The following is a 24,494-nucleotide window of genomic DNA, read 5'->3' as shown; positions in this document are numbered from 1 at the left end:
AACTTTCTCCTTAAACAACCATTGCACGGTCTTTCATGACAGCCCGGATAGCATCCGGGATACTTAAGCCTCTCTTGACGTGCTGATCTATTGCATCAACATCACGAGGATCGGTTGAGTACAATAATTTTTGGAACTCGCCTACGATCAATCGCCCAACGCCCATACCACTTTTTGACTTAACGAATATCTCAGAGTAAATGCCTTGTACCGTATGTACCGTCTTCAAAATATTGAAACCCGCATCAGAAAGAGACAAACGGCCACTTCGCTTGACCGATTCAACGGTTTCTTCTGTTTGACCTAACAGATACATGCTGGCCGAGTTCTCCGCGATTGCCCGGCCCACCGTATTTTCGTATAAGTCATTAATGGACTGAGTGGCGATAACAACCGAACCACCGTATTTTCGGAATTTACGATAAGCGTGTTCCATGAAGACGGACACCTCACCTTCTTTGAGCAAGTCCCACGCTTCATCAACAATCACCACTTTTTTCCGGTTCCTTTCACCAAGAAAAACCTCTTGCTGAATCTGGTAAATCAACTGAAGCAAAACCACTTGTCTTAAGTGTTTTCGGCCTTGTAGTTCGTCAAGCTCAAGAACAGTGAATTGGTTCTGAAAAGACACGTTGTTGTCATTAGAGAAATATTTCCCGTAGCTGCCTTTCGACGAGAACGGGAAAAGCTGCATACCGATATCTTTTAAGCGCTGATCTTGATGCTCTTCAAGACAACGGTTTGCAACATCATCGACCTTCATGGAAGTGCCAAGCTCATTCCAAACATCCGTCATGACTCGCTTTAGCGCCGAGGTTTGCCATTCGCTAAGATTGCCTTTTGCAGAGGCCATCGTACCGACAAGACTAACCACGGCATCTTCTTCGTCTTCATAGTTCTGAATAAGCTCAAAAGGGTTCAGACACACACCGGCACCGTCTTCGAAATGAACAAAGTCACCATTCAGAAGATCAGCAAGCTTTTCATAAGACTTACCCGCGTCGATAACCCAAACTTGAGCGCCTTCAGACAAATAGGAAAAGATTAGTTCGTTCGTAAGAAACGATTTACCAGACCCCGACTCTGCCGCTATAACGAGGTTCTTATTGGTGTTCGAGTCATGAAGTGAAAGACTCATAAGCTGACCATTTCGAGACAACAGTGAGGCGTGATACGTGCCTGTGCCTTTCCACTCCGAGAATAGAGGCAGCAGAACGGCGGCCTGTTCAGTTGTCATGGTCTTATAGCGAAAAAGATCCTGAACAGCGCCGATGTCAGTGCATAACGGTAAATTATTAATAAGCATGGGAAGGAAAAGGAACCTGTCTTCCATTAGATTGAAGCGCGTTTCCCTCCAAATGTTACGTGCGGCCATTGCCGCGGCGTCAGCACGATCTTTTGTTGGAGCAAAGATGACCATGGAATAACTGATACCAATAGGTTTCTGGCCTTCTTTCATTGACTCATAAAGAACATCAAAACCTTCTTTCTTATCCGCCAAGACCGGCACAAATTTCAACATTGGCCCGTAGGCTTGGTTAACGGCAAGTTGGCGTTTACGATCCAAAGTGTTGCGAATTTTCTCAGGCTCCGGGAAAAACACATTCGTGACAATCATGTAGTTTTCTTTAATGCTTGAGTTGCCGCCCGAAAGATCCCCGACATACGTGATTGCATCACCAAAGTAAGCTATGTCAGGAAGTTTTTTTGCTGAAAGAATCTTGACGTGTTGATCACCAACTTGAAGACTGTTTTTTGTCATATTGATGTCTGTATCGTAATCAAATATTTGCTCACAAATCGGTCTATCTGTCTCCCAACTTAGAGTTGAATCCGATTTCCAAGAAGCGCCCTCGCCCCAATTGAGCATTGTACTCATGATTCTTATATAGTCGGTTGCGGTGATATCGATAGGCCGCAATCCCACTGTTTGCAAAGCCGACTTCACTTTTTTCTGGAGATCTTTGAGTTGAGTTATGTCGTTTTCAGTGGGTTTATTGTCAGCGATAGGCACTTTCACGGTAACAAAAAGCTTTGTGTCTTGAATTAAGCCGTTATCAAACATGCCCTTCTGGTTTTGTGCGATGATCTTGTTTCTTGAATGATGTCCCAAGAAAGCTGTTCTTTCTTTGATAACGGACGTTAATAGGTCGTGATTAAAGCCATCACGTAATTCAATCATTCGATTTAGATCTTGAGCGATATCGGGCGACCTAAACAGCGTGAATTGCATTGTTGATTTTGCCGGAAACTCTTGGTTTAGCATACCAATTGTACGTTCCTGCACTTTCTCAGTTGCAGAGGTCAAAGGTTGACAAATAAAACCAAAACCAATGCTTTTGTCATCCATGAGAAAGATCATATCGTCCTCAGAATAGGCCATAACAGGTATCAATGCAGAGGCTTTAACTTCATCAGGAATGAGCTTCTTATGGTTTTTTTTCTTGAAAGTAATAAATTCCATTTATTTACCCTCCAGCCATTTTTTGAAATTCGCTGGCTTGCCCGTCGAATATCTGCCGTCCGGGGCAACCACAAAAGGGACTCCCTTTACATCAATTAGGTGGGCCATCATCAATGTCGAGTCGTAGCCTTGTGTGTCGCAGTCTTCTTTTTGAGGCACGTTTTCTAATGTGTGGTTCATGTAGTCATCAAGAGCGCCTTGACGATCTTTGGCGCAAAATACTTTTCTTGCTAACACATCTGATTTATCACCCAAAGCCGGGACGACAACAAACTTAAAGGTGTATTCTCTCCCCATCCATTTCGCATCTTTCATCATCTTATGACAGATAGAGCACGTCGGATCGACAAACACCACAACTTGCTTTTCACCACTTCCGATTGAGAATGTGTTGTAGTTATCAAAATTCGTATTCATCTGATCAAAGTGAATACGTGTTACCGCATCTACGATCTGAGCTGAGCTATTAAGTGTTTTCTTGTTCCAAATGTCGTACATCTGACCTCTCAGAACAAAGCGGCCATTCTCAGACATAAACATGATTTCGCCATTGGCTTCTACCGCTTTTAGGCTTTCGACAGGGAGGCTAATAACGGCGTCTAGCTGTGTGTTTTGAGGCTTAGACAGATCTAATTGAACCTGAGACATGGCCGAAGCAGACCAGAAAAAAGCGGCTGAAACGATGGTTTTCAATAAAGTCTTGTTCATACAATGTCCTTAAATGAGATTTTTACAAACTCAGAACAGTGTATAGCCCATGCAAATTAGTAGAGAACTCTGCATTGGCCGCTTTTGGTCAATTTGAGAATGTTGTTGGTTTTTTTACACTAAGCACTAAACCTACAATCGTCAGAGAAAAAGCAAAAACCGAAGAGATTAATGCCAGCTGAATGATTGCCGCTCCAAAGTCCACCATCCAGCCTTCAAATATTCGCATATAAGTTGTGGTGTAAGATGGAAAAAGGCGCATCAAATACCAAAGTGAGAAAAGGAAAGATAACGTGATAAAACTTCCTCTCATGGCCCCTCTAAGATCCGCCCTACTTGGTGTTGAGTGAACGCCGATCATCAAGCACAAAAGAAAAAACAACACATCTAAAGGGCTATTAAAACTGACGTACAAATCAGAAAGCCAATTGGTCACAGACTCTAAAAAACCTGCATTGATTGTCTCTTGAATGGAGCCTTGATAACTGTACTGAAAGTACGAATTAAAATTAGGCAAACCAGAATAATCGAAAATAAAGTAAACGAGGCAAGCGCCTACGATAAGCGGTGCAAACCCGGTGAAAACGATGCCAAGGCAATGAATAAGACTTCTTGGATTGTATGAGTAATTCACATACCCAAGGGTTTTCGATTCCGGGTCAAAGTTAAAAAATACAATTTTATTAACGTACATACCCCAGAGTGACGCCATTAAAGCATGTGATACTTCATGCACAGTGACACCAACCACGCCCGTACAAATAACAGCCTTTCTTTTAAATCTCCCAAATGCCCTATAGTACGCTTCATTCATTACCCACAAAAAACAGCAGGCCATAGCAGGTAAGGCTAAAAGGTAAGTAAGATCCAATAGGAAAATTTTTAGAATATTAAGGTTAAACATTTTTTCTTTCACATGTGAAAGAAAAAGCCCGAACGAATCGGGCTTTTTCTTGGTTACTTCCATTTCTACACACTACATGCCATTAGCAATTTGAGACGCCAGCGGAATGACGCTTGGCGCTTTTTCCAAAGTTGAGCTAACAATGGTCTCAATAATGTTTGGCGCATAGGAAAGCCCCATACCACCGGCAATACCAATCGCGAACGCCATCAAGCTTTGGCGAGCAATACCGCCGATAATGCCAACCAGAATCATAGCGCCAGCAACAATTTTACCTAGCGTCCCCGTCGTCCACCCTTTAAGAGTTTCCCAAACCTCATTAAATTCAGTACCATCCGTACCAGCAAAAGCATCACCGGCAAAAGCAAGCGATACCGCCATTAACGAAAGCGATACTGCGCCGGGGCTTTTCATTACATTTTTAGCTGTTTTAAAAACACTCATTTTTTTCTCCCATTTTCATAATATACATTTCCTCAGATTCACCCTCTGATCCTTTGATTTTATAAGTGACCGAAGGGCTGTTCATAACGTGTATTTAACCTTTTCGGGGGGTTAGAGCAGTTATCGTAAAGGGCTAAAAACAAAGTTGCCTTGACTCGATTCACCGCTCTCTCCAATAACCCATCTTCTAGGTTCAATTTCAGTGTAAATAAACCCGGTGGTGTTCAAGTCGCCGTTAGTATCTTCCCAAGGTGCGATCCATATCCTCATGACCTGAGCGGGTGTACGGATTGGTATTGGTTTGTCCGGCAGGTTTGGAGCGACATAAGTATTGACGGTACTGTTTTCATAAGCTTCGTTGGTAACTTGAGTTTCTGTCTCTTGCTCAACAAGCTCGCCATCTTCAGTCTTCATCGGTCTTGGGATCTGTCCGTTGTTTGTCGCTTCATACACATCGCCCGTTGACATACATTGAACACCGTCTGGCATTCCCGTACAGCCATACTCACTTTCCCCGATATTAAAAGCAGAACACCCCGAAAGCGTAAGAAGCAGACCACTTACAGAGGCCAATTTTTTAAAGTTAATAGTGTGAAAAACAGAGCCTTTCACAATGATATTTCTGTTAAACATAATTGCCCCTTAGCTTGAACTTGAGTCTCTGACTTTTAACAAAGATCCTTTGGTGACTATGATTTCAACTTGACGACCCGCATCAATTTCGATCACAGGGAAAATACCTTCAGCCATGTCGATATAAAACTGCGCAACGCGATCTAACGCAGTGCTTGCACCTTTTGCCGCAGCGCCTTTGAGTAGCGAGCTGGATGGATTGTTTTGATACTCAACACTCTCGCCAGTTAGGTTTAAAGCTGGAACCACATCTACGTCAAACGCTTCAGATGCGCCGCTAAGAAAGCCTGCCATTAGAGACTTCGCAATGATCTGACCCTGTTTTGACACTAATCGGCCACGGATACCTGCTTTGCCGTCTTCACCAACGACATAAGAATCAAACGATGTTTCGATAACATCACCGTTGTCTTTCACGCACGACAAGGTTTCACCTCGAAGGTATGCACGTTCAGAACTAAGATCACCATACCCGGAGACAATCACAAAACACTCTCTTATGTCGGCTCTGAAACGGTTGGGTAAAACGGCCTCTTTTTGAATCCTGATCGTGGCAGGGAATGGATCTTGTCTTGCGCCTTGAGCCGTCGGCGCGTCCATACCGTTAAGCAGAACACCCGTGACGATAGATCCCGCTGGCATGAATGTTTCTTCTTCAGCCACATCTGCGTCATCATTGGATTTTGGCTTTGATGCAGAGTAAGACGCTATAGAAAGTGTTTTCGGTACAATTACCTCGCCATCCTCATTTAAGTTATTCTCGTTTATAGCCTGTTTTGGTATTTCGGCGTTTCTGAAGAAATCATCAGGATTGGAGTAATCACCATCGAAGTTTTGATTCAATTCTGGAGCGACAACCGCACCAACGCCCTGATTCGTTTCATCAGTAGTGTTTACTTGAACATTCTGGTTTAACGATTGAGGGCTTGTGTTTTTCTGCTCTTTAAGCAGATCCAGCTCTTGTTTTATTTTTTCTATATTTAAAGAAAGCTCTCTTTCAGCATCGCTACGAAGGGCTTCGCTCTGCTCACTTTCTTTTGATATATCATTCTTAAGACGAGCAAGCTCATCTCGTAACTCTTCATTTTCACGAGACATAATTCTTAAGTTGGCCGACAAAGATTCAATACCGACATCTCTGGTATTACCGTCCGTAAGAACGTGACGAATACTTTTTTCTCGTGAGGATGTTTTCTTTTCTACTTGTTCTGAATCTGAAAACACAGAGACGACTAACAGGACTGTCGCGGCAGCCGCAACCATCATCCCTAACCGCTTGGTTTTAGGGCTTAGGTTGTCAAAATTGTCTTTTATGCTCATGACCGGCCCCCAATCAATGATGGACGTTTAGCCGACGATTTTGCTTTTCTTTCATTCATGTTCTTGCGAGAAACATATACTTCCGTTTTTTGTCCCGGCTCTAGCACTTTACGAGGCCATGTTGTAACAGCGGCCACGTCCCAATTCCCACAAGCTGATTCTTTGAACTCCAGCGTTTTTCCCGACACATTTTCCGCAACACCAACAAAAACCGATAGGCTGTGGCCTGACAAAACCTGACCATCATTGAAAGTGACATCGATTCCGGGGTGGTAACACACTGGAGGAGCCATACCTTCAGGTATAGAACTCATTGAGTACCCTTGAGGTACTTCACCCAACGCGATCTCTCTAAAAACCGTTCTAATGGTTTCAACGTAAGGCATACTTTTCTCCCAACGCTCTGCTTTCGGGTTTGAGTAAAGCCCTGCAAGACGAGTTTGATCATCGAGCTTAAGGAACATTTCTCGTGGCGGAATTTTACGAGGAACCATTGTTAAACTGAGCGCCCTAGCCTCGCTGCCCTTCTCAGTGATAAACATCGTTACCGGGTGATCTTTGTTGGTTGCCACATAGATGACGTTATCTTTTATACATATTTCGCCACATTCGTCGTTTCCTGAACCATAGGTCAAAGAAGTAGAGACCACTTCTGGATCACCGAACGGCGTAACAATGCGGTTAGGATGACCAACAGCGATAGGGACAATCTGGTTGACGCCGGGTGACATTACGACATCAGAGCTATTATTCATATTGTGGGTCGAAGAGGTGTGCGTACTCTTTACGCTTGGCTGTGCTGAACGTTCTTTTGGTTCAAGTGGGGCCATTTCAGCTCTCTGCATGACGCTCGCAGGTACGATAGGTATGGGGTTTTGTGCTGTAGCGCAAACGGGAATCGCGATAGCCACAGACAAAATGGTCTTTTTTATGCTCATCATTCGTTCTCTATCTGGTTTCTGCTTCTCAATCTTTCCAAGACTTTTTCTGTTCTTGGACGCCCTTTGTATGTATCGATAAAATCAACAACTGGAATGTAATTTGATACCGCAATATCAAACTCGTATGTCCTGTCAGTACTGATCTCAGAATCTTTCGATAATCCTTTGGTAAAGGAAGTGCCGTAAACGAAGACTTTTTCAGAATCTTTTTCGTACTCAACAAATCTTGGTTCAAAGCGAATGGTTACTCTGTCTAGGCGTATTTCTTGAGCCTGAACATCAATGGCACTCATTACGTCCGAGTAAATTTTTGGAGATAAAAGCCCTGCGAGTCTTTCTTTGATGAAATCAACGTTAGTGGGCGTCACATTGCCAAGTAGCTGTGCAAGCGCAAAACCCCAAGCCTCTTTATAGCTTTGCGAAGCGTTAGCCTCTGTCACCCAAGCCTCATTTTTGAGGGTAAAAGGCTGGATCGTTACAATCGTTTTTTTACTGGTCAGCATCAGACTTAAAACAACAACCGCAGCAATTAATCCAACGATAAATATGCGCGACCACTTGTTCTCGTTTTGCGTTCCTTCCCAAGACTGCATGTAACTCTTAAACTTCATGGGATAAATCTCCGTGAGTAAGGGTTTTTGAAAGACTTGGCTTTCGTAATGGGCATCCCAAACCAATAAAGAAGGTGCATCAAATAGCCATCAGGTCGGTTATCTCTGAATTTACGATAAAGATTTGTGACGACAAGCCCGATTGCTACGCAGACAAAAAGTTTATCTAGCATGACGCCAGCAAAAAGCCCTATCAGAACCGGTGCTAATTCATCAGCACTCCACAACAGCAAGTGCGGCGGCTCATCTACTCGCCTTGGAATACGAACAGGTTTCATAAAAACCTCCTTTTGATTAGTTACTTCTTATTTTGCTTTAGGCAATGCTCAGCATCTAATGCGTTATCACCTGTTTTGGGCAGTTACAGCATTTTCAGGCTTTAAATCAGAGGAAAAGTAAAAATAGAGATAAGGTCAAAAACCTTTCACATGTGAAAGGTTTTGAATAATTAGGATTAACAATGTCTGGGATAAGGGAAGTTTTTTTAAAAGTAGAGGGAGATATTTTCGAGACACAAAAAAACCGTCAAGGTTGCGCGTTACATCTTTCGTTAGAGACAAAAGAGAACTAAGCGTGACGGTTATGTTGGATACATTATCGTATTTGTTAAATGTACCGTCAATTTTTTAAATTAATGATATTAAGCTCACAACCATGTTTGTTTGTTTATCCTTGTTTACCCTGTTTATTCTTGTTTAAGTAGCATTAACTCATTGAATTATATAAATATTTTTTTAAAAGTTGCTACGTTTTGTCAGTAAGTTGCTACATAAAGCCAGTAAGTTGCTACCTTTTGCCAGTAAGTTGCTACATAAAATCAGTAAGTTGCTACCTTTTATCAGTAAGTTGCTACATAAAGCCAGTAATCCGCCCTGTATTGCTACGCTTAGCCAGCAAGTTGCTACAAAACATCATTAAAAAACGCCTCTCTCCATCATTTCAGTGACATTATGTAGTAACTTTGAGGTTCACCACTGATCTTTTGTAGTAACTTGTGGGTTTTATGGCTCAAAGTTGCTACATTTGATCAGCAGAAAGGGCAAAAGCCCTATTTTTTGGTTAGATCACTGACTTTATGTAGCAACTTCCTTTGATAGCAAAGAAAAGTTAACTGAATACAGGCTTTACTATGAACGAAAACGAAGTTCTTGAAGGTACGCTAGAGCGAAGCGGCCAAGAAATTGAAATTGATGGCGTTAGAAATGTAACGACCGAACTAGCGATAAAGAATGACTTAGTTATTTATAAAGATAACGCCTTAGTTTGGGGGAGGTTTGATCTATCCAAGGTTGAATTGAAAATCGTGAATGCACTGATAGCACTCATTAATCCTCTTGAGCCTTTTAAAAAGCAAAACGAGTGGAATTTTACGAAGGCCGATCTTGAAGACTTAGGTGTGTCGTCAATCGGGAACCTTCATCGACACATTGATGAGATAACAACCAACCTACAAAGCCAGATTATTAGGCTGCCCATGAAAGACAAAGATGGAAAACAGATCGACGACGGCAAATCGTTTGAGAAAGTGAACCTCTTTTACAAATCAAAATGGGACGATAAAAAGAAAATTGCTTCTTTTAGCTTTCATCCAGAACTGGAACCTTACCTTATTAATCTCAAAGGCCATTTTACCAAGTATCACCTACATCATGTGCAGAGAATGGAGTCTCAATATGGCATTAGGCTGTATGAGTTGTTGCGTAGCATTTATTCGCTGGAGAAGGTAAAGAAAGGGAGCTTCAGCATTAGTCTTCCGCTTAGTTACGACAAGTTGCGTGAAGTGCTTGAGCTAGGTGATAAATACCCTCGCTTTAGCAATTTTCATACAAGAGTGCTTCAACCTGCGGTGGATGATTTAAACACTACTGACATTGATGTGAAGTACAGCTTTCCAGATCGCCTCACGCCAAAATCAACGGCTAAGGTGAAAACGATAGTCTTCACTATAACAACGAAGTTTGGTTATCACCCAACTAAAACAGTCAAAGGCTCGACTATTGCCGTGGAAGATGAAAACGAAGTTAGGCTGTCGATTAAGCGTCAACTGAATCTTTTCTTTACGTCCTCTGCATCTGACAAGCTGATATCTAACTATGGCGTAACACGATGTCTTTCTAATATGAAGCTTCTTGCCGACGAAGACAGCGCAACAAAGATCAACAATGCCGCTGGATGGCTTCGTAAAGCCATTGAAGAGGATTACGCAAATTCAGATCTTGGTATTAATCTAGTCAACTTGCTGAAAGTATCAACGGAAACAGACATTCATAAGAGACGTTTCTTAGATGAGCAGCTTATACCTATTTGGCCGAGCTTAGAGTCCGAAGAGCAAAGAGACTTTCTTCAACACCGCTTCGACCAAGGCGCGGTAGCTGTTCGCTTTGCACAATACTACGCCGCTTCATTGTCTGGAAATATCCCGGCCCCAGCTGTGCAGGTAAAGACCGTTAATGCTAAAGCAGATCGTAACGCAGTAAATGCGGAGCTTAATAATCTTTTAGATACAGATTGGGCGTTTGACTAGCAAAAGCCGTTCAAATGGCCTTCTTGATTAGTTTCACATGTGAAAGATTTCGGGCGGTCAGAATTGACCACCCATAAACAATTAAACTCTTTTTTGAAAATTGCCAATGGCAAAACCGATGAGTATGCAGGTAATCATCATAACAACAGGTATAACAAGAGGGCTTACGGCGAAGGGAGAAAAAGAAACAACGCAGAAAGCGAGAAACAAGTAACCTATCGATCTAACGCCATACCTGTGAATTATAGGCGAAGCATAATCAAAGTTTGTTCTTTTGATTCGCCATGTCATTAAGCCATCGTAGACAGCTGGGACAAGAAGTATCAGCATGTAAGGCGACCAAACAACAAGCAAAGCAATTCTTGCTAAAAATTGGTAAACCACTTCAGATAATGTGTTTATTCTGCCCTTGATCCAATCAAACCAGAACTGACCCATCTCCTCCATGCCTCTTGATTCTTTTCGCGCATTTTCTGTAGGAATAAATGTTCGGTAGATTCCTCTTTCTATGCCAGAGTCGATCATGATGAGTTTATGCCAACTGTCAGCTTTATTGTTTATCCATTCACTTGTTTCAGGGCCAAGACTTGACTCGACATACGCGCTTTCTTTTTGTATTGCGTCTTTGGTAAAACTACCGGGTACAAGCAGCAACACCGCGCCAAGCTCAATAACGAGTATGCTAACTATCAGCCATAAAGGTATTTTCATACTTAGCTCTCCTCAATACATTTTTTACTTTATGGCTGGTTATGAGATTAAACAGCGAGTCTCGAATCATTTCTTTATTGGTATCCTCACCGGGGGAAGAATCCCCTTCTTTGCTTATAACCACCAGATCTGTGATGGCGTTAACTTCGATATAACTTTTTGCCAACACATCAATTCCTAATGTCGATGCCGCTTCCGAAATCAAGGATTCTAAGAAAACAGCAAACCTCATAGGATCTGGCATCTTCTCTCCGTTTTTAAAATAGACAGCCTCGCCATATCGAGACAGTGCCTTTTCTATTATTTGATATATCTGTTCATCCTCAAGATTAGATTCGCAAGAAAAACACTCACTTATTTTTTCTAAAATGTATCGAGAAACAGGCCAATCAAATTGTAATAGCGATAGTAGTTCGGTATTTTTCTTTCCTTTATATCTGGATTTAAGTCCGTAGGTCACTTGGTAATAAGGGCTTTTGTACATCATTCCTCCTATAGCACGGTTTATATTTTTACTTATTACTCTAAAATTGGTAGGCGACCTTTTATCAGCCTTCCGCCTGAAATGGTTGCGAAAAACTCTAAATTTGGCAGCATACCGAGCAGTTGAGGCTGTATTAGATCGGATTCCTCTTCCATTAGACGCTCTCCTTGGTTGCCACCGTGCATAGCCGGTTCGTCTCCATGTGTATTTTGCCCTTGCGTTCTCATGACGTACTTCACCCTAGTTTTAGGCAAGTTACTGGTTATGTATTCTTGTGTTTCTGTATCAAGCACACGCAAAGCAAATTTGTTGTTGAGGTTCCCTAGAACCTGAATGGCTTTGTCTTTGCTGCCCATTCTGGCTGAGAAATCTGAAAAAGTTTGCGTTGCAACAAAAAGGCGAAGCTTTGCACCACGACCTTTGTTTAGCAGCTGAATAAAGGGATCGTTTATCACTTCAGCCGCCTCATCTACAAATATATTCACGACTCTATTGTTCACTGCAAAATTGTACCGATCACCAGCTACGGCGGTGAGATCTGACAGCATTATTGAGCCGATAGCACTACCAACCATGCTATCCGTGAGTGAATCGAGGCCAATGTAAGCAACTTGGCCGTTGTTTATGATTCTTGCTGTATCAGTTATGCCGCGTAGGTCGTCGAGGTCTGTAGCGTCAGGAGAAAGCATCTTGCCTAACTCTCCCGATGTCAGCATATTCATTATTGGCAGTAGATTTGAAACCATCTTTGAAAAGTGGGTGGCGTCGTGCTGAAACATACTTAACAGACCTTCAAGTTCAGAGCTTGGGTAGTCCGGCTGAATGACATCATAATAAAATCGCAACAGAGCGAACGCCTGCTTTTCTCTGTGACCGTTTTTGGCCTTGTCTTTGTAAGGCTGCGCTAAAGCTTCCCAATCCTGAAGATTTTTTTCTGCATAGGCTTCTACGGCTTTGATCACTAAACCTGCCGGGCCACCTTCCAAAAATCGACGAAGCAGCGTTAAATTTGGTCTTTGGTACGTCATCACCAACCCTTGAGCAATGTTGTTAAGGGCCTGCCACGCAAAACTCTTAAACGGATCTGCACCAGCCTCAGAGGGTATTAAAGCCGCAAGACGACTCGCTATTTCAGTGACCCGGGTAAAGTTTCTAAGGGGATCGATGCGAATGGATTCGTCCGGGAACGCTGGATGGAAAGAAACAAACTTTTCAGGCTCTCCAATGGCATCACAAACCCGACGCGCTTTATCGCGCATGTCTTTATCGCCCTTTGGATCGATAATAATAACGGCCTCTTTGCGCATGATTGCTTGCGATATCATTATGTCAAACATACGCGTTTTACCCGCACCTGTGGTTCCAACAATCAGAGTGTGGCCTTCCGTGTGTCCTAAGTCTTGCATGAGCGTTTTTTCATTTGGCTCAACGCCATGAATCCATGATGATCCAATGGGATCGGGCTTCTTCTTGTTTCCTTTGAGTACCCTTAAAGCCTTCTCCGTCGTTGTTTCAAAGCCTGTAATGCTCGTCCAATCTCTTTTTAGAATCTCAAACGCTCGTTGGGCGTGAGTGTTCTCCCAATTGAAACCAGAGCCAATCCACATTTCATCTGGGTGATCCTGAATCTTCTCCTGAAGTTCTTCCATGGTAATAAAATTAAGTTCTCGACCTTTAAGATGTTTCTGAAGCCTTGCAAGCTTCACCGCTTTAGGGAGCTGAGATAAGGCCATGACCCCACAAATCCCTGTCATCCAATAAAAAGGATCTGATGGCATGGGGCTATAATAATTGACGGCCACGGCAGATAAGCTTGCACCGACCCAACCGATTACAGCTTGCTTTTCATAATTTGGACGCCACGGCATTTCATATTCAAGAGCGTTGTATTTCATGTTCGTACCCCTTCTTATATAGATAAATAGAGCTTTCCGTTTTTATAAGTAATGAGTGGTTTGGACTGACCACCGGCAATGTTTGCTCTAAGTTTGTGTTTGCTTACCTCCGAATATTCCGAACTGATATTTTCAAGTGCTTTACCGCTGGTGACTAAGTAAGTCACTCCATCATGCACTTCTTCACTAACGGCACCGACGAGCCAATCCCCTTCCCTGTTTATTATCATCTCCTTGAGTTTTATTACTGCCTCGCGGGGAGTGAGTCTTTTTGGGGTTAGCTCATCGAAGTCTGCTGTCATTTCTGCCTTATCAGGCGTTAAAAGATCACAGTCTATTTTTTTGACCACAGGTTTCGTTATCTGCGTTTCGGTGGCCGGGATAGGTTTTTTTGTGATTTGTGCGTTACGTTCATTTTTCGGTTCTTTTTTAACTAGCGGTCTTGCTGGTGTTTTGTTTTGCTCCTGCCATGCAGCAAGTTGAGGTTTGTGCTTAGCAAGTTGAGGTTTGTGCTTAACTGCTTTTTCTTTGCTTGGCGCTTTAGGCTTAACTGCTTTGTTTTTACTTGCTGTTCTGCTTTGTTTCTTCTTGCTGACAGCACTGACTTGATCTTTCGTCGGCAAATAGTCATTAGCATTAGCGTCGCTGTCCGAAGAGATGGCGCTTAGAATAAGCGATGAAATTTCTGGGATAAGAACAACACCCTTAACACCTCTAAAGCTTTGAATTTTCTTATTTGGCATGACAGGATCGCCGGATACCAAGCCTGCACTCCATAAAGAAGCCAGCACTTCAGATGATTCTCCCAGCTTGTTTGCACCATCGGGATAAAGGATGGCTAATTGGTCATTCATGACAAACAAAACATCACCAAGCGTCTCTTCCCTATCTAAGAGAGGAAGTACCGCCTTCTTCACTAAATCGCTTGCCGCGTCAGAATATTTATCGAGTTTGGTGATTAATTCCGCTTTTGCTTCTTCTATACCCTGATTCTGATTTATTTCAAATTCTGTATCTTCCGATACACTTGGATCGTCGGGGTCGGCAAGATCTGAGTCAGGTGAAGGCTTTTTCTCCCGGGGTTTTGCTTCATCTTCATGAGCGGCAGAAGGTTTATTGGGCGGTTCTTTTTTCTTCGTGTCTGCATTAGACGAGCCAGAGGTCTCTTTAACTCCAAATCCTTCAGCGGGAAAATCCAGACCAAAATCATCATCGTCATTGCCATTGTTATCGTCGTTTTGACTTATCTCGCTTGGCTTTGCGCTGTCAGTAGATTCTTCGTCGATTTCGCTTGTGAGAATTAGAGTTTCAAAGCAGTCGTCGCTTGATTCATCGTCGCTTGATTCGTCGTTGCCTGATTCATCGTTGCCTGATTCATCGTCGCTTGATTCGTCGTCGCTTGATTCGTCGTCGCTTGATTCGTCGTCGCTTGATTCGTCGTCGCTTGATTCGTCGTCGTTGTTTTTGATCTTATCCAGAATATCCGTTATTTCATCGCCAACAGCCCCACTCACTGTAGAGGGTGGCATACTGGTGAAAATAAGCTCTTGCGACTCAATCTTTAAAGCGAGCAACTTAATTGAACAGGGACTCCGGCCATCTTGAAGAACATCCGGGCAAACTTCCCAGTAGCGATAACTTGCAACCTCACCTGTCTCATTGGAAACAAGCTCTTTTGGTACAGCAAAGCCCCTTTCAATAAGAATGTCTGCAAGCGTATCTGGATCACGAGGTATACCAGGAGTTTTGTCTTTTGAAATGAGATCATAGAGCGATTTAAGCTGCTTCCATGTGATAAACACGCCTTGAGGCATGAACCATACATGTCCACCCGGTTCATTGACCTTCCACTCCCCCGTTTTGATTAAGCGGCGAATGGCATCGAACACATACCGTTCAACTGGAACACCGTAAGAGAACTCATCTATGTTCAATCGATTTTGTTTGATGTCACGAGAGACACTTTCTTGATCGGCCTTGAGCATTATTTTAGTTACTGGCTGTGTAGAACTGGTTCCAGCAATCGCTTCTAGCATGGCCTCAAGAATTTCAGGGCCAGACTCAGATAGGTACTCTAAAACGTTCGGCGGTAGTATCCGCTCAATAGCAAGTAAGGAAAATTGCTCATGCCTCTTGTGACGGTTATCGCGCCAACGAATGAAATAACGATCTACTCCATTCTGTTCAGCCCAACCATAAAGCGTGTTGGCATAAGGGTTCCATGACAGTGAGCCGTCATTGTTCGTTACAGAGACATCAGACAAGGGCTTACCCACATCGTGAAGCAAACCAGAGAAGCAACTAGCTAAATGCCATCTTGGTTCATTGTTTCGTCTTTCGCGAGGCGACCCTTCCATAGAAAAGATGACGGCATCTGAAGATTGGGCAGCCCAGAACGCGACTTCTAGGCCATGTCTAAACAACCCTCCAGCACCTCGATGGTGGTGTGATTCTGAGGCTGGTAACAAATGTACAAACTCTGCATATCTTTTGACGACAGGCATGATTAGTCGTTCATGCTCATCTTTGTTAAAACCGAGTGCATTGCGAATACGTTCTATCAGCTCACTTTGGCTATCTAACACCTTATCAACGGGAGCAACCGGCAAACCTTTGGCGAAAGGAGGATAACGAGGTATCTCTTCATCGTACCCCGCTGCTTCATCTTGCAGTGTTTGCTTCCCTTTCAGTTTATTAGATTGAAAAAATAGGGATGCAATAGATCTGAAGCTCTTCAGTAACGCCATGTAATCGTTCCAAAACAGAAAGTAATCGAAGGGTTAATATTCACAGATTTACTGACAAAAATTAAAACGCGCTTATAACCAAATTGGGGAATTAGAGCTTGCGGCATAAGCTTTAAATGAATTTAAACTTAGTTAAGTAGAAAAAACCGTCCTGACTGAATAGGAAAAACCGAATGAAGCGAATAGCCATTTTAATGATTGGTGCGGCCATCGTGTCGGGGTGCGCCTCGAAAGATGTTGTCACTCACATAGACACAATAGAAGTTCAGAACAAAGAAACACAAATGAAGAGAACTTCACGCGACTCCACTTTGTCTTGGGAAAACATAGGACGAGGTGGTGCTGCATTAAGACAACCTGCATACGTCCATGTGCTAGGGGAAGGGAATTTAAAAGTACTTAGTAAAGACAGCGATATTCCAGAGGTCAACGCAAAGAACCCGTTCGAACCAAGCGATCTTATGGCTGTAATAGATGGCATTGACAAGAAAAGCTCTAACGCTACAAACCAGACAAAGCATTCAATTAAGCAGTATTCATTATACGAACTTTCACGTTGGGAGCGTTTCTGCGATCAAGGCAAAGGAATGGATGAAGACGATTGGATGTTCGTTACAAACAATGGCGGAGAAAGCGGCTTGCCAGAGATCTATTCCGGCAGTTGCAAGTCACCCGGCCATAACTATGCAGACTACTTAGATGCGTGGGTGGAATTCTGTAGCAATGACAGTATAGAGCGCCATCAGCGCGACATTGTACGAGATAGTGTGCGTCCAAAAACAAAGGTAAACCCATGCAAAAAATTAAACCTTCAAACAAAGTAATGACATACAAAGCGAGTTAGAGAGAAAGGCTGAGCTAAGCAATTCACAAACAAAAGATTTGGCTTTAGTGATATCTTCGAGTGGAGTTAAAATAAATCTTTTTGCGGAGTGCTCTCTATCTGATGAGACTTCATAAAGCTCGCCTGTTCTGCAACTTTTTGGGCCTTAATTCTCGAAAAGGTACGTCTTAGTTGTCCGTTTGCTCAGGGAGTGACGACTCAATCGACAATATAACATTGACGATATCTCCAACATATTCAATAATATTTTTAACATAACCGCCACGCTTAGTGCTCTTTTGTCTTTGACGAAAGATGTAACGCGCAACCTTGGCGGTTTCTTATGCCTCTAATCCCATTTTTAAAGCTTCCTTTCACGTTTTCTGATCAAAGTTACCTTAAAAAAGAAGATGTTATTCAAGGCGCCGTCCCAGGCTGAACGTCAATTTACCAGTATTAGTTATTAGCGTTTAAAAGGTTCGTATCCAAGCTCAAAAAGCAACTCTTTGAACTCAACATTCTGACCGTTTACGTCACCGACAAAATCATCAGCTTTATCCATATCGAATCCTTGTACACATTGATTTACTCAGCCCATCTTAACAGACAATTTGACTCTGTTTGTCTTTGGAAATATGTCCAGCATGCTACATCGGAAAGGATGGTCATCAAAATTTAAAACACTGTAAATATGACCACTTGGATCAAATAAAAGAGAAATTTCATGAGGTGATAATACTTGGTATCGAACATAAGCAGAGCTATCGAAAAATTTTACATCAATGCGACCTTTTCCTTGATTTGAAAATAAAGTTAAAAACTCTAATTTTTCATCAATAGTGTAATCCATCTTTGTACAATCATTGTACGAAATTTTCTTCGCTTCATTGGGCTCATAATTTAGAGCTTCACTACCATTTGCACTAACCATTAAAATAGTAATAAGTTGTTTTTCTGGGTTAATTGATATTTTTTGGATATCAAAAATTAAACCATCTATTAGAAATGATTCTCTAAAATTATCCCTATCTAAAAGGAAATTGATCACTCGAGATGACGATATAAAACCTGTTGTAACGCACTTTTTTTCTTTAAAAACATCTACTTTATAATGTGTAAATTTATCAATTAAATCTTCAATTGGAATTGCCGAATAAGAAGACATAAAAATCCTTTTATATTAATTTGTGCGCGCTATCATTAATTAAGAATTAACAGCCCTTTATTTGTAAAATGATATTAGCATGTATTCATTAAGCGAGTCTGGGGTAAATAGATTGACTATTGTAAGTTTCAACGCTCCCCAAAGCCTAACACTACTGACAGTGTATTTGCGCACTTTTGTATAGCGTCTAAAGACTCATTGATATGATCAAAACGATGCGATCCACCCTCGAATATCAACGTCTGTATATCTGGTAATAACCGCACAGTTTCTTTGTAATCAATAAGCTTGTCACCCTTATCCAGTAGAAGAAGCCCATGCTGTTTTTCCAGTGCCATTTGGTCGTATTCTTCCACTGTACTTCCTTCCAAGTGATACGATTTGCCATAGTAGTCAACGCCTTCACCAATGTACTTACGAAGAGTGGTTCTAGGGTTCAATGCTGGATTGATCATGACATAGGGAAGACCAACCATTAGACCAACTTCGGCAGAAAAATACCCGCCCATTGACGTACCAACTAATAACTCAATGTTTTTTTGGATGATAACGTTTCGTAATTGTTGAGTAATGTCTGATCTGCGATCGGTGTAGTCAATGTCTACTCCATATACAATCCCAAGAGAAGACAGGCTTTTTACCTTATCCGATTGAGGCTTAAACTTTGAACCAAATCCATGGATGTACAAGATATTCATTGACAGATACTCCGATTTTAAATGATTGAACGGTTACTGTATTTCTAGAACACGACAAAATCTGTCGTTTACATAGTAAGGAAGTCGAGTTAGTCGACCTTTAATGCGTCACTTATTGTCGCTTTAAATCCCTACAATGCTTCAAAACAAGCAAAGGGGTGTACGATGGAAAATCATAAGACGTTAGGTTTTATTGATAAATGCGATAAAAATGCCGAGCCTATTATTAAGCTTTGGATGCTTAGAATTTTGGTTAATTTATCGGCGGCGAATCAGTTTGTGCAAAAGCACCATTTTAAAGACGATAGCATCGCTGAATTTTTGGGTCTGGGTCACTACATTGAAGGAGACATCGAGTTTAATCCTCAAGTAATAAAACGCGAGCTTTCTGCCATCGCTGCAGCAATGGAGCTTCAAAACGAAGGCAATTTATTGCCTTCAAACTTACAAAATAACCTAAAAAGTTTGAGTACGCAGATTGAGTTAGATGATGTGGAACAATGCCTTGTTGGCTTTAGTATTCTTACTAAAACAGAGCTACTGCTTGTAAAATGCGTTGACTATTTAAGTTACACTTTATCGACTTCTAAAGCCTACCATGCTTTATCGGTTATTTTAAACATCCCCGAAAGTGCTATTAAGAAGGCATTGGGTACTAACAGTAATTTGGTTCGTTCGGGCATTTTAAAACTAGAAGAGCATATAACAACGCTTGATGAAAAATTAGAGTTGGTTTCATCAAGCTTTGCTGATGCTGTATTAATCGGAGAGACTGACCTTGCAGAGCTGTTTAAAGGCACGGTTGCTAAAAGCCTTTCCACCACTTTAGGCCTCAGTGATTATGAGCATGTTAAGCAGCTGGCTATCTTGTTACCGTTTTTGCAGCAAGCCATTAAACATGGTTTAAAAGGCATTAATATTTATATTTACGGCCCTGCTGGCACAGGTAAAACACAGTTGGCAAAAGTGCTAGCACAAGAGTTGCAAACAGATTTATTTGAGGTAACCACTGAAGATGATAATGGTCACCCCATCAGCGGTGAAACACGCTTGCGAGCGTTATCAGCAGCGCACAGCTTTTTACAACACCGCAAGGCGTTAATACTGTTTGATGAGGCAGAAGACGTATTTAATAATGAAGCACAAAATGGTCAATCTGGGGGTTTTAGCAGACAAAGCACGGCACAGCACTGTAAAGCTTGGCTTAACCGTTCATTAGAGGAAAACGCTACACCTACAATTTGGCTAGCTAATACGCGCAATGGTTTGGACCCGGCGTTTATTAGGCGTTACGCCATGGTGTTTGAATTGGCTGTGCCCCCGGAATTACAGCGCAAAAAAGTGCTTAACCAATATGCAGGAAAGTTTTTAAGCGAACATGTAGTCAAGCAATTAGCCAAATCCGATAGCCTTGCACCTGCGGTTGTTGCCAATGCAGCCAAAGTTACTGACATTATTAGAGGGCATGACACAAGTGTTAACACCGATGCCGTATTTACAAGCTTGATTAACCAAACACTTGAAGCCCAAAACCATCCCACTATGAATGTGCATTACCATCCAATAAAAGAGCAGGCTTACCACACTGATTTTCTGAATACCAGCGTCGATATTACCGTCGTGATTGCTGGCCTAAAAGCCTCTCGCCAAGGTCGTTTGTGTTTTTATGGCCCACCAGGCACGGGTAAAACGGCTCTTGGTAAGCACATTGCCGAGATGTTGGAGTTACCTTTTATTTGCAAAAAGGCTTCCGATTTACTTTCTTGCTACGTGGGTGAAACCGAAAAAAACATTGCTCGAGCCTTTAAGCGTGCTAGGGAGGAAAGCGCTATCTTGTTGATGGATGAAATTGATAGCTTTTTACAACACCGATCGAATGCTCAACGATCGTGGGAGCAAACCCAAGTGAATGAGATGCTCACACAAATGGAAAACTTTGAAGGCATTTTTATGGCATCAACCAATCTCATTGATACGTTAGATGTTGCCTCAATTCGCCGTTTTGATGCCAAGATAAAATTTGACTATTTGAACCAACAACAATTAACCGATCTGTTTCGTAGCTTCTGTCAAAGCTTTGATATTGAGCTAAAGACCAACGTATTAAACAACCAAATAAATCATCTGCTCGCTATAACCCCTGGCGATTTTGCCTTAATAGGCAGACAAAACAATTTTAACCCTGTGACATCACTAGCCGATCTCATTACAAGGCTAGAGGAAGAGCAAATCCTAAAAGGCGAAGTGAAAAACAGAATAGGATTCATTTGAGGGCAAAGTAAATCCATGAGTAAAAGGCATTGGAGTGCACATTAGATGAAGTATTCATAACATCCGATATTTTAAAAAAATGCAGATCAGTCATGATCTCTGGCAGATATGACGCCTATGTTGATGATTAATCGTGCTGGTACATAGTGTTCATATTTCCAGCAATTTGGGCAATCCATTGGCGCATAGACTTGGGTGATAGCACTTCTATTTTATCGCCCTGGCTTAAAATCCAATACCGGAGCTCATGGCTGTCAACAACCGTTGCTGTAAGTTTGTAGCTCTCGGATTCTTTATTGTTTTGAATTTTTTGGTCAGTTGATAGCGGCATTTCTGTTAAATGGTATTTTAGATAACTATGAATGTTGGCTTTCAGCTTTACCGTAGTGTCCGACTTCTCTCTATCCCATGGCCATGACATTTCGCCTTGGTCAAGGTAGCTATCTATATTAAAATTTGGGTCTTGCTTAATGCTTTCATCTAGCCGTTCTACATCACTGTAGCGTTGTAATGCCGTAATACGAATGTCATTGTAATCAAAAAACTTGCCTATTAAGTACAAAGTATTGGCTCGTTGCACAATGCCAAAGGGGCTAACTATCTGATCAGGTCTGCCGTTATAGCGGCACTTGAATTTTTTATTAGCAAGCAAAGCCTCATAAATCTCACCAACAGCTTCTTGGTCTATTTTGGCTGGCATGAGAATCGTGTTTGGCAAAATACGTATTTTATCAAACCAGCTTGTAAAGTTAGCCTGGTTAAAGGTTTCTAAAATCGCTTTGGCTTCATCTATGTATTGTTCAATATGCTTTAACACCTTTTCTGGCATTAAGCATTTGAGGTGCTCATAGCCCATGAGTAATGTTAAAGCCGCCGATGGGTCCATTACTGGCAAACCACGATGAATGGAATGCTCACTAAAAGCCCAGCCCACACCTTCTTTGCCACGACCTGTTGCTGGTGTATCAATAATACTAAACGCACCACTGGCGGATAGCATTTGAATATCACGTTGCACTGTTCTTGCTGTGACATTAATACCTTGGTTTTTAAGATAGTCTACCAACTGCTTGGTGGTCTTATATTTGGGCCAGCGCGGTAACTCCATCAAGATAAGAATTTGGCGCATGCCTGAATCTGCCATAGTAAGCTCCTGCTGTTTATTCGCTGCATTACTGTTTTTATCTGCGACACAATATGACGCATTGCCCACTAAATAGAAAGTATCAAGACATCAAGGCTTTCGTTGGTCTATCGTTTTGGCGGCTCTTCTATAAACGTCACAAGATGTCGTTTTAAAAGCCAATAATGACTGTATACATTACGATAAAGTAGTGATCGTTAAGACCCTACTTCACTGAAATACTGGAGTTATATATGAAAGTAGCCATTATTGGTTCCCGCTCGCTCTCTGACTACTCTTTAGTTGATGAAGCCCTAAGGACAGGCACAGACCTCAACACCATTACCGCCATCATTTCTGGTGGTGCAAAAGGTGCCGACACGTTAGCCGAAAAGTTTGCCGCTGATTGTTCCTTGGAAATCCAAATATTCAAACCAGACTGGAAGCTCTATGGTCGTGGTGCAGGTATTGTCCGTAACAAACAAATCATCGAAAGCGCGGATAAAATATTTGCCTTCTGGGACGGGAAGTCGAAGGGCACACTCAATTCGATAAATATTGCTAAAAAGCTAGGAAAAGATTTAACTATTATTGAATATTAACCCATTCTTATTAGCTTAGGCTTTAAAAAAAAGTGCATACTCCTTAGGTGTGGGTGCAAAAGCGCTTTAATTTTATAACACAAGGAAAAGTTCATGGCTGATTTGAAGATTGATTCATTTACCCCTGAAGTAGCAGAGAAGCTTCAGTACTACGTATACCGATTAATTGATCCTAGAAGTGGAGAGACTTTTTACATAGGTAAAGGAAAAGGGAATCGTGTATTTATGCACGCACGAGGAGATACTGAAACAGATTCAGTATCTGAAAAAATGAGTCGAATTAGATCAATTCAGTTAGCAGGATTTGATGTTAGTCATGTCATTCATCGTCATGGTTTGTCTGAAAAATCAGCTTTTGAAGTTGAGGCTGCTCTCATGGATGCTTACCCAGGAATTACTAACATCATGAGTGGGCATGGAAGTAGTGACTTTGGAGCTATGCATGCTTCGGAAATAATCAAAAAATATTCTGCAGAAACTGCCAAGTTTGAGCATAAGGCTTTACTTATTAGCGTCAATAGGTGCGCCTTAGACAGTTCACTTTATGAAGCTACTTGTTACGCTTGGCGTTTGAGTAAAAATAAAGCCACCAAAGCAGAGGTTGTTCTTGCCACCGTTCAAGGTGTAATTGTCGGCGCTTTCATTGCGAGGGAATGGCTAGAAGCTACAGCCGAAAACTTTCCGGGAAGAGAACCCGTTGATGGTCGCTTTGGGTTTATTGGGCACGAAGCTTCAATAGAATTACAACAACAATATGTTGGTAAACGTATACCTGAGAAATTGCGTAAGAAAGGTGCGGCTAATCCAATTAGGTACACTTGGTAGGAAATTAGAAATAAAAATCGGCGTTCAATCGCCGCTCATACTTCACACAGACTTATAAAGTGGTTGTAACCGTTTTATTCTGAAATGACCCATTCATCAAACAGTTAGGCTTATCCAAAATACACTCTGGAGCCGTTACCAAATTTATCTTGTTGAGATAAGCGCTGCTCCTCAAGAATCCATTCGTATTTTAATGTCAACTCGACAAATTGATTGTCTTTATCAATCAGGGCCTAGTCTATTCTACCCATCAACAACGACTGCTAATTTAAAATAGCTCTAAATAAGTCAATTTCATTTGGGAGCATCTAAAAAAATAAAGGCAATGGAGCCAAATTGAGTGCGACACCCAACAGCATCATCGAAGCTGCCAAACCTAAGAGCCTCACATCTATGATTGTCTAGTGACGATACTGTCCGTAGAACTGCCAAAACAACAGATCAATGTAAGCCTTGATGATCTGCTGCTATTAAATGTGAAATACATCTAGGTTGTAGTAGTCAGGCACTTGGCAATTTAACAATTCACAGTTTTTACCAAAGTTATCTCAGACTCGTGATGCCGTTGCTACCCCTTAAAGAGGTTATATCTTAAATAAGA

At 41.8% G+C, this 24,494-nt stretch carries 21 protein-coding genes; 5 read left to right on the top strand and 16 right to left on the bottom strand.

Annotated features, from left to right (window positions below; genetic code table 11):
* Window positions 1-10: 10 nt before the first annotated feature.
* From traC to traL, 9 genes are all read right to left on the bottom strand, one after another.
* Window positions 11-2,464, bottom strand: coding sequence for a type IV secretion system protein TraC (traC, locus tag LG368_RS12165; RefSeq protein WP_226754996.1), 2,454 nt, complete (start codon window positions 2,462-2,464; stop codon window positions 11-13).
* Window positions 2,465-3,172, bottom strand: a complete 708-nt coding sequence (locus LG368_RS12160; RefSeq protein ID WP_226754995.1) for a DsbC family protein — start codon at window positions 3,170-3,172, stop codon at window positions 2,465-2,467.
* A gap of 88 nt (window positions 3,173-3,260) precedes the next feature.
* Window positions 3,261-4,139, bottom strand: coding sequence for a hypothetical protein (locus LG368_RS12155; RefSeq protein ID WP_226754994.1), 879 nt, complete (start codon window positions 4,137-4,139; stop codon window positions 3,261-3,263).
* A 9-nt stretch (window positions 4,140-4,148) separates the two neighbouring features.
* Window positions 4,149-4,520 (bottom strand): TraA family conjugative transfer protein, encoded by a 372-nt coding sequence (gene traA, locus LG368_RS12150; protein WP_226754993.1) that lies wholly within the window; start codon window positions 4,518-4,520, stop codon window positions 4,149-4,151.
* A gap of 120 nt (window positions 4,521-4,640) precedes the next feature.
* Window positions 4,641-5,153 carry a type IV conjugative transfer system lipoprotein TraV gene (gene traV, locus LG368_RS12145; RefSeq protein WP_226754992.1) on the bottom strand — a complete coding sequence of 171 codons (513 nt, stop codon included), beginning with the start codon at window positions 5,151-5,153 and terminating at the stop codon, window positions 4,641-4,643.
* A 9-nt stretch (window positions 5,154-5,162) separates the two neighbouring features.
* Window positions 5,163-6,473, bottom strand: coding sequence for a TraB/VirB10 family protein (locus LG368_RS12140; protein WP_226754991.1), 1,311 nt, complete (start codon window positions 6,471-6,473; stop codon window positions 5,163-5,165).
* On the bottom strand, window positions 6,470-7,414 hold the full coding sequence (locus LG368_RS12135; RefSeq protein ID WP_226754990.1) for a TraK domain-containing protein: 945 nt from the start codon (window positions 7,412-7,414) through the stop codon (window positions 6,470-6,472). Before LG368_RS12135 ends, LG368_RS12140 begins: the two co-directional genes overlap by 4 nt.
* Window positions 7,411-8,025, bottom strand: coding sequence for a TraE/TraK family type IV conjugative transfer system protein (locus tag LG368_RS12130; protein ID WP_226754989.1), 615 nt, complete (start codon window positions 8,023-8,025; stop codon window positions 7,411-7,413). The genes LG368_RS12135 and LG368_RS12130 overlap by 4 nt, the downstream gene beginning before the upstream one ends.
* The gene (gene traL / locus LG368_RS12125; protein WP_226754988.1) at window positions 8,022-8,303 is read right to left on the bottom strand and encodes a type IV conjugative transfer system protein TraL; all 282 of its coding nucleotides are present in this window, start codon (window positions 8,301-8,303) and stop codon (window positions 8,022-8,024) included. Before traL ends, LG368_RS12130 begins: the two co-directional genes overlap by 4 nt.
* Window positions 8,304-9,154: 851 nt before the next feature.
* Between traL and LG368_RS12120 the strand changes: the two genes are divergently transcribed.
* Window positions 9,155-10,549 (top strand): replication initiation protein, encoded by a 1,395-nt coding sequence (locus LG368_RS12120; RefSeq protein ID WP_226754987.1) that lies wholly within the window; start codon window positions 9,155-9,157, stop codon window positions 10,547-10,549.
* Between the two features lie 81 nt (window positions 10,550-10,630).
* Here LG368_RS12120 and LG368_RS12115 read toward each other — a convergent pair whose 3' ends face one another.
* The 4 genes from LG368_RS12115 to mobH are packed head-to-tail and all read right to left on the bottom strand — an operon-like array spanning window position 10,631 to window position 16,386.
* The gene (locus tag LG368_RS12115; RefSeq protein WP_226754986.1) at window positions 10,631-11,260 is read right to left on the bottom strand and encodes an IncC plasmid conjugative DNA transfer DtrJ family protein; all 630 of its coding nucleotides are present in this window, start codon (window positions 11,258-11,260) and stop codon (window positions 10,631-10,633) included.
* Complete coding sequence (locus LG368_RS12110; RefSeq protein ID WP_226754985.1) at window positions 11,232-11,747, bottom strand: hypothetical protein; 516 nt, start codon at window positions 11,745-11,747, stop codon at window positions 11,232-11,234. The genes LG368_RS12115 and LG368_RS12110 overlap by 29 nt, the downstream gene beginning before the upstream one ends.
* A gap of 32 nt (window positions 11,748-11,779) precedes the next feature.
* Window positions 11,780-13,639, bottom strand: a complete 1,860-nt coding sequence (gene traD, locus LG368_RS12105; protein ID WP_226754984.1) for a conjugative transfer system coupling protein TraD — start codon at window positions 13,637-13,639, stop codon at window positions 11,780-11,782.
* Window positions 13,640-13,653: 14 nt separating this feature from the next.
* On the bottom strand, window positions 13,654-16,386 hold the full coding sequence (gene mobH / locus LG368_RS12100) for a MobH family relaxase (protein WP_226754983.1): 2,733 nt from the start codon (window positions 16,384-16,386) through the stop codon (window positions 13,654-13,656).
* A gap of 173 nt (window positions 16,387-16,559) precedes the next feature.
* Here mobH and LG368_RS12095 point away from each other — a divergent pair, with 173 nt between their 5' ends.
* Window positions 16,560-17,210 carry a hypothetical protein gene (locus LG368_RS12095; RefSeq protein WP_226754982.1) on the top strand — a complete coding sequence of 217 codons (651 nt, stop codon included), beginning with the start codon at window positions 16,560-16,562 and terminating at the stop codon, window positions 17,208-17,210.
* 588 nt (window positions 17,211-17,798) lie between these two features.
* On the opposite strand, the gene LG368_RS12090 is transcribed toward LG368_RS12095, so the two are convergent.
* Both LG368_RS12090 and LG368_RS12085 read right to left on the bottom strand, forming a co-directional pair.
* Window positions 17,799-18,374: a hypothetical protein gene (locus LG368_RS12090; protein ID WP_226754981.1), complete on the bottom strand. Its 576-nt coding sequence runs from the start codon at window positions 18,372-18,374 to the stop codon at window positions 17,799-17,801.
* 128 nt (window positions 18,375-18,502) lie between these two features.
* Window positions 18,503-19,072 (bottom strand): YqiA/YcfP family alpha/beta fold hydrolase, encoded by a 570-nt coding sequence (locus LG368_RS12085; protein ID WP_226754980.1) that lies wholly within the window; start codon window positions 19,070-19,072, stop codon window positions 18,503-18,505.
* A 165-nt stretch (window positions 19,073-19,237) separates the two neighbouring features.
* Between LG368_RS12085 and LG368_RS12080 the strand changes: the two genes are divergently transcribed.
* The gene (locus LG368_RS12080; protein WP_226754979.1) at window positions 19,238-21,343 is read left to right on the top strand and encodes an AAA family ATPase; all 2,106 of its coding nucleotides are present in this window, start codon (window positions 19,238-19,240) and stop codon (window positions 21,341-21,343) included.
* Window positions 21,344-21,470: 127 nt separating this feature from the next.
* Here LG368_RS12080 and LG368_RS12075 read toward each other — a convergent pair whose 3' ends face one another.
* Window positions 21,471-22,487 (bottom strand): helix-turn-helix transcriptional regulator, encoded by a 1,017-nt coding sequence (locus LG368_RS12075; protein WP_226754978.1) that lies wholly within the window; start codon window positions 22,485-22,487, stop codon window positions 21,471-21,473.
* Window positions 22,488-22,720: 233 nt separating this feature from the next.
* Between LG368_RS12075 and LG368_RS12070 the strand changes: the two genes are divergently transcribed.
* Together LG368_RS12070 and LG368_RS12065 are read left to right on the top strand one after the other, a co-directional pair.
* Entirely contained in the window at window positions 22,721-23,068 is a 348-nt protein-coding gene (locus LG368_RS12070) for an SLOG family protein (RefSeq protein ID WP_226754977.1), read from the top strand.
* A 93-nt stretch (window positions 23,069-23,161) separates the two neighbouring features.
* Window positions 23,162-23,893 carry an LEM-3-like GIY-YIG domain-containing protein gene (locus LG368_RS12065; RefSeq protein WP_226754976.1) on the top strand — a complete coding sequence of 244 codons (732 nt, stop codon included), beginning with the start codon at window positions 23,162-23,164 and terminating at the stop codon, window positions 23,891-23,893.
* The last annotated feature ends 601 nt before the right edge of the window (window positions 23,894-24,494 follow it).

Origin of the sequence: Marinomonas algarum (assembly GCF_020532605.1) — a bacterium.
Taxonomy (GTDB): domain Bacteria; phylum Pseudomonadota; class Gammaproteobacteria; order Pseudomonadales; family Marinomonadaceae; genus Marinomonas; species Marinomonas algarum.
This window is presented reverse-complemented; position numbering and strand designations above follow the sequence as displayed.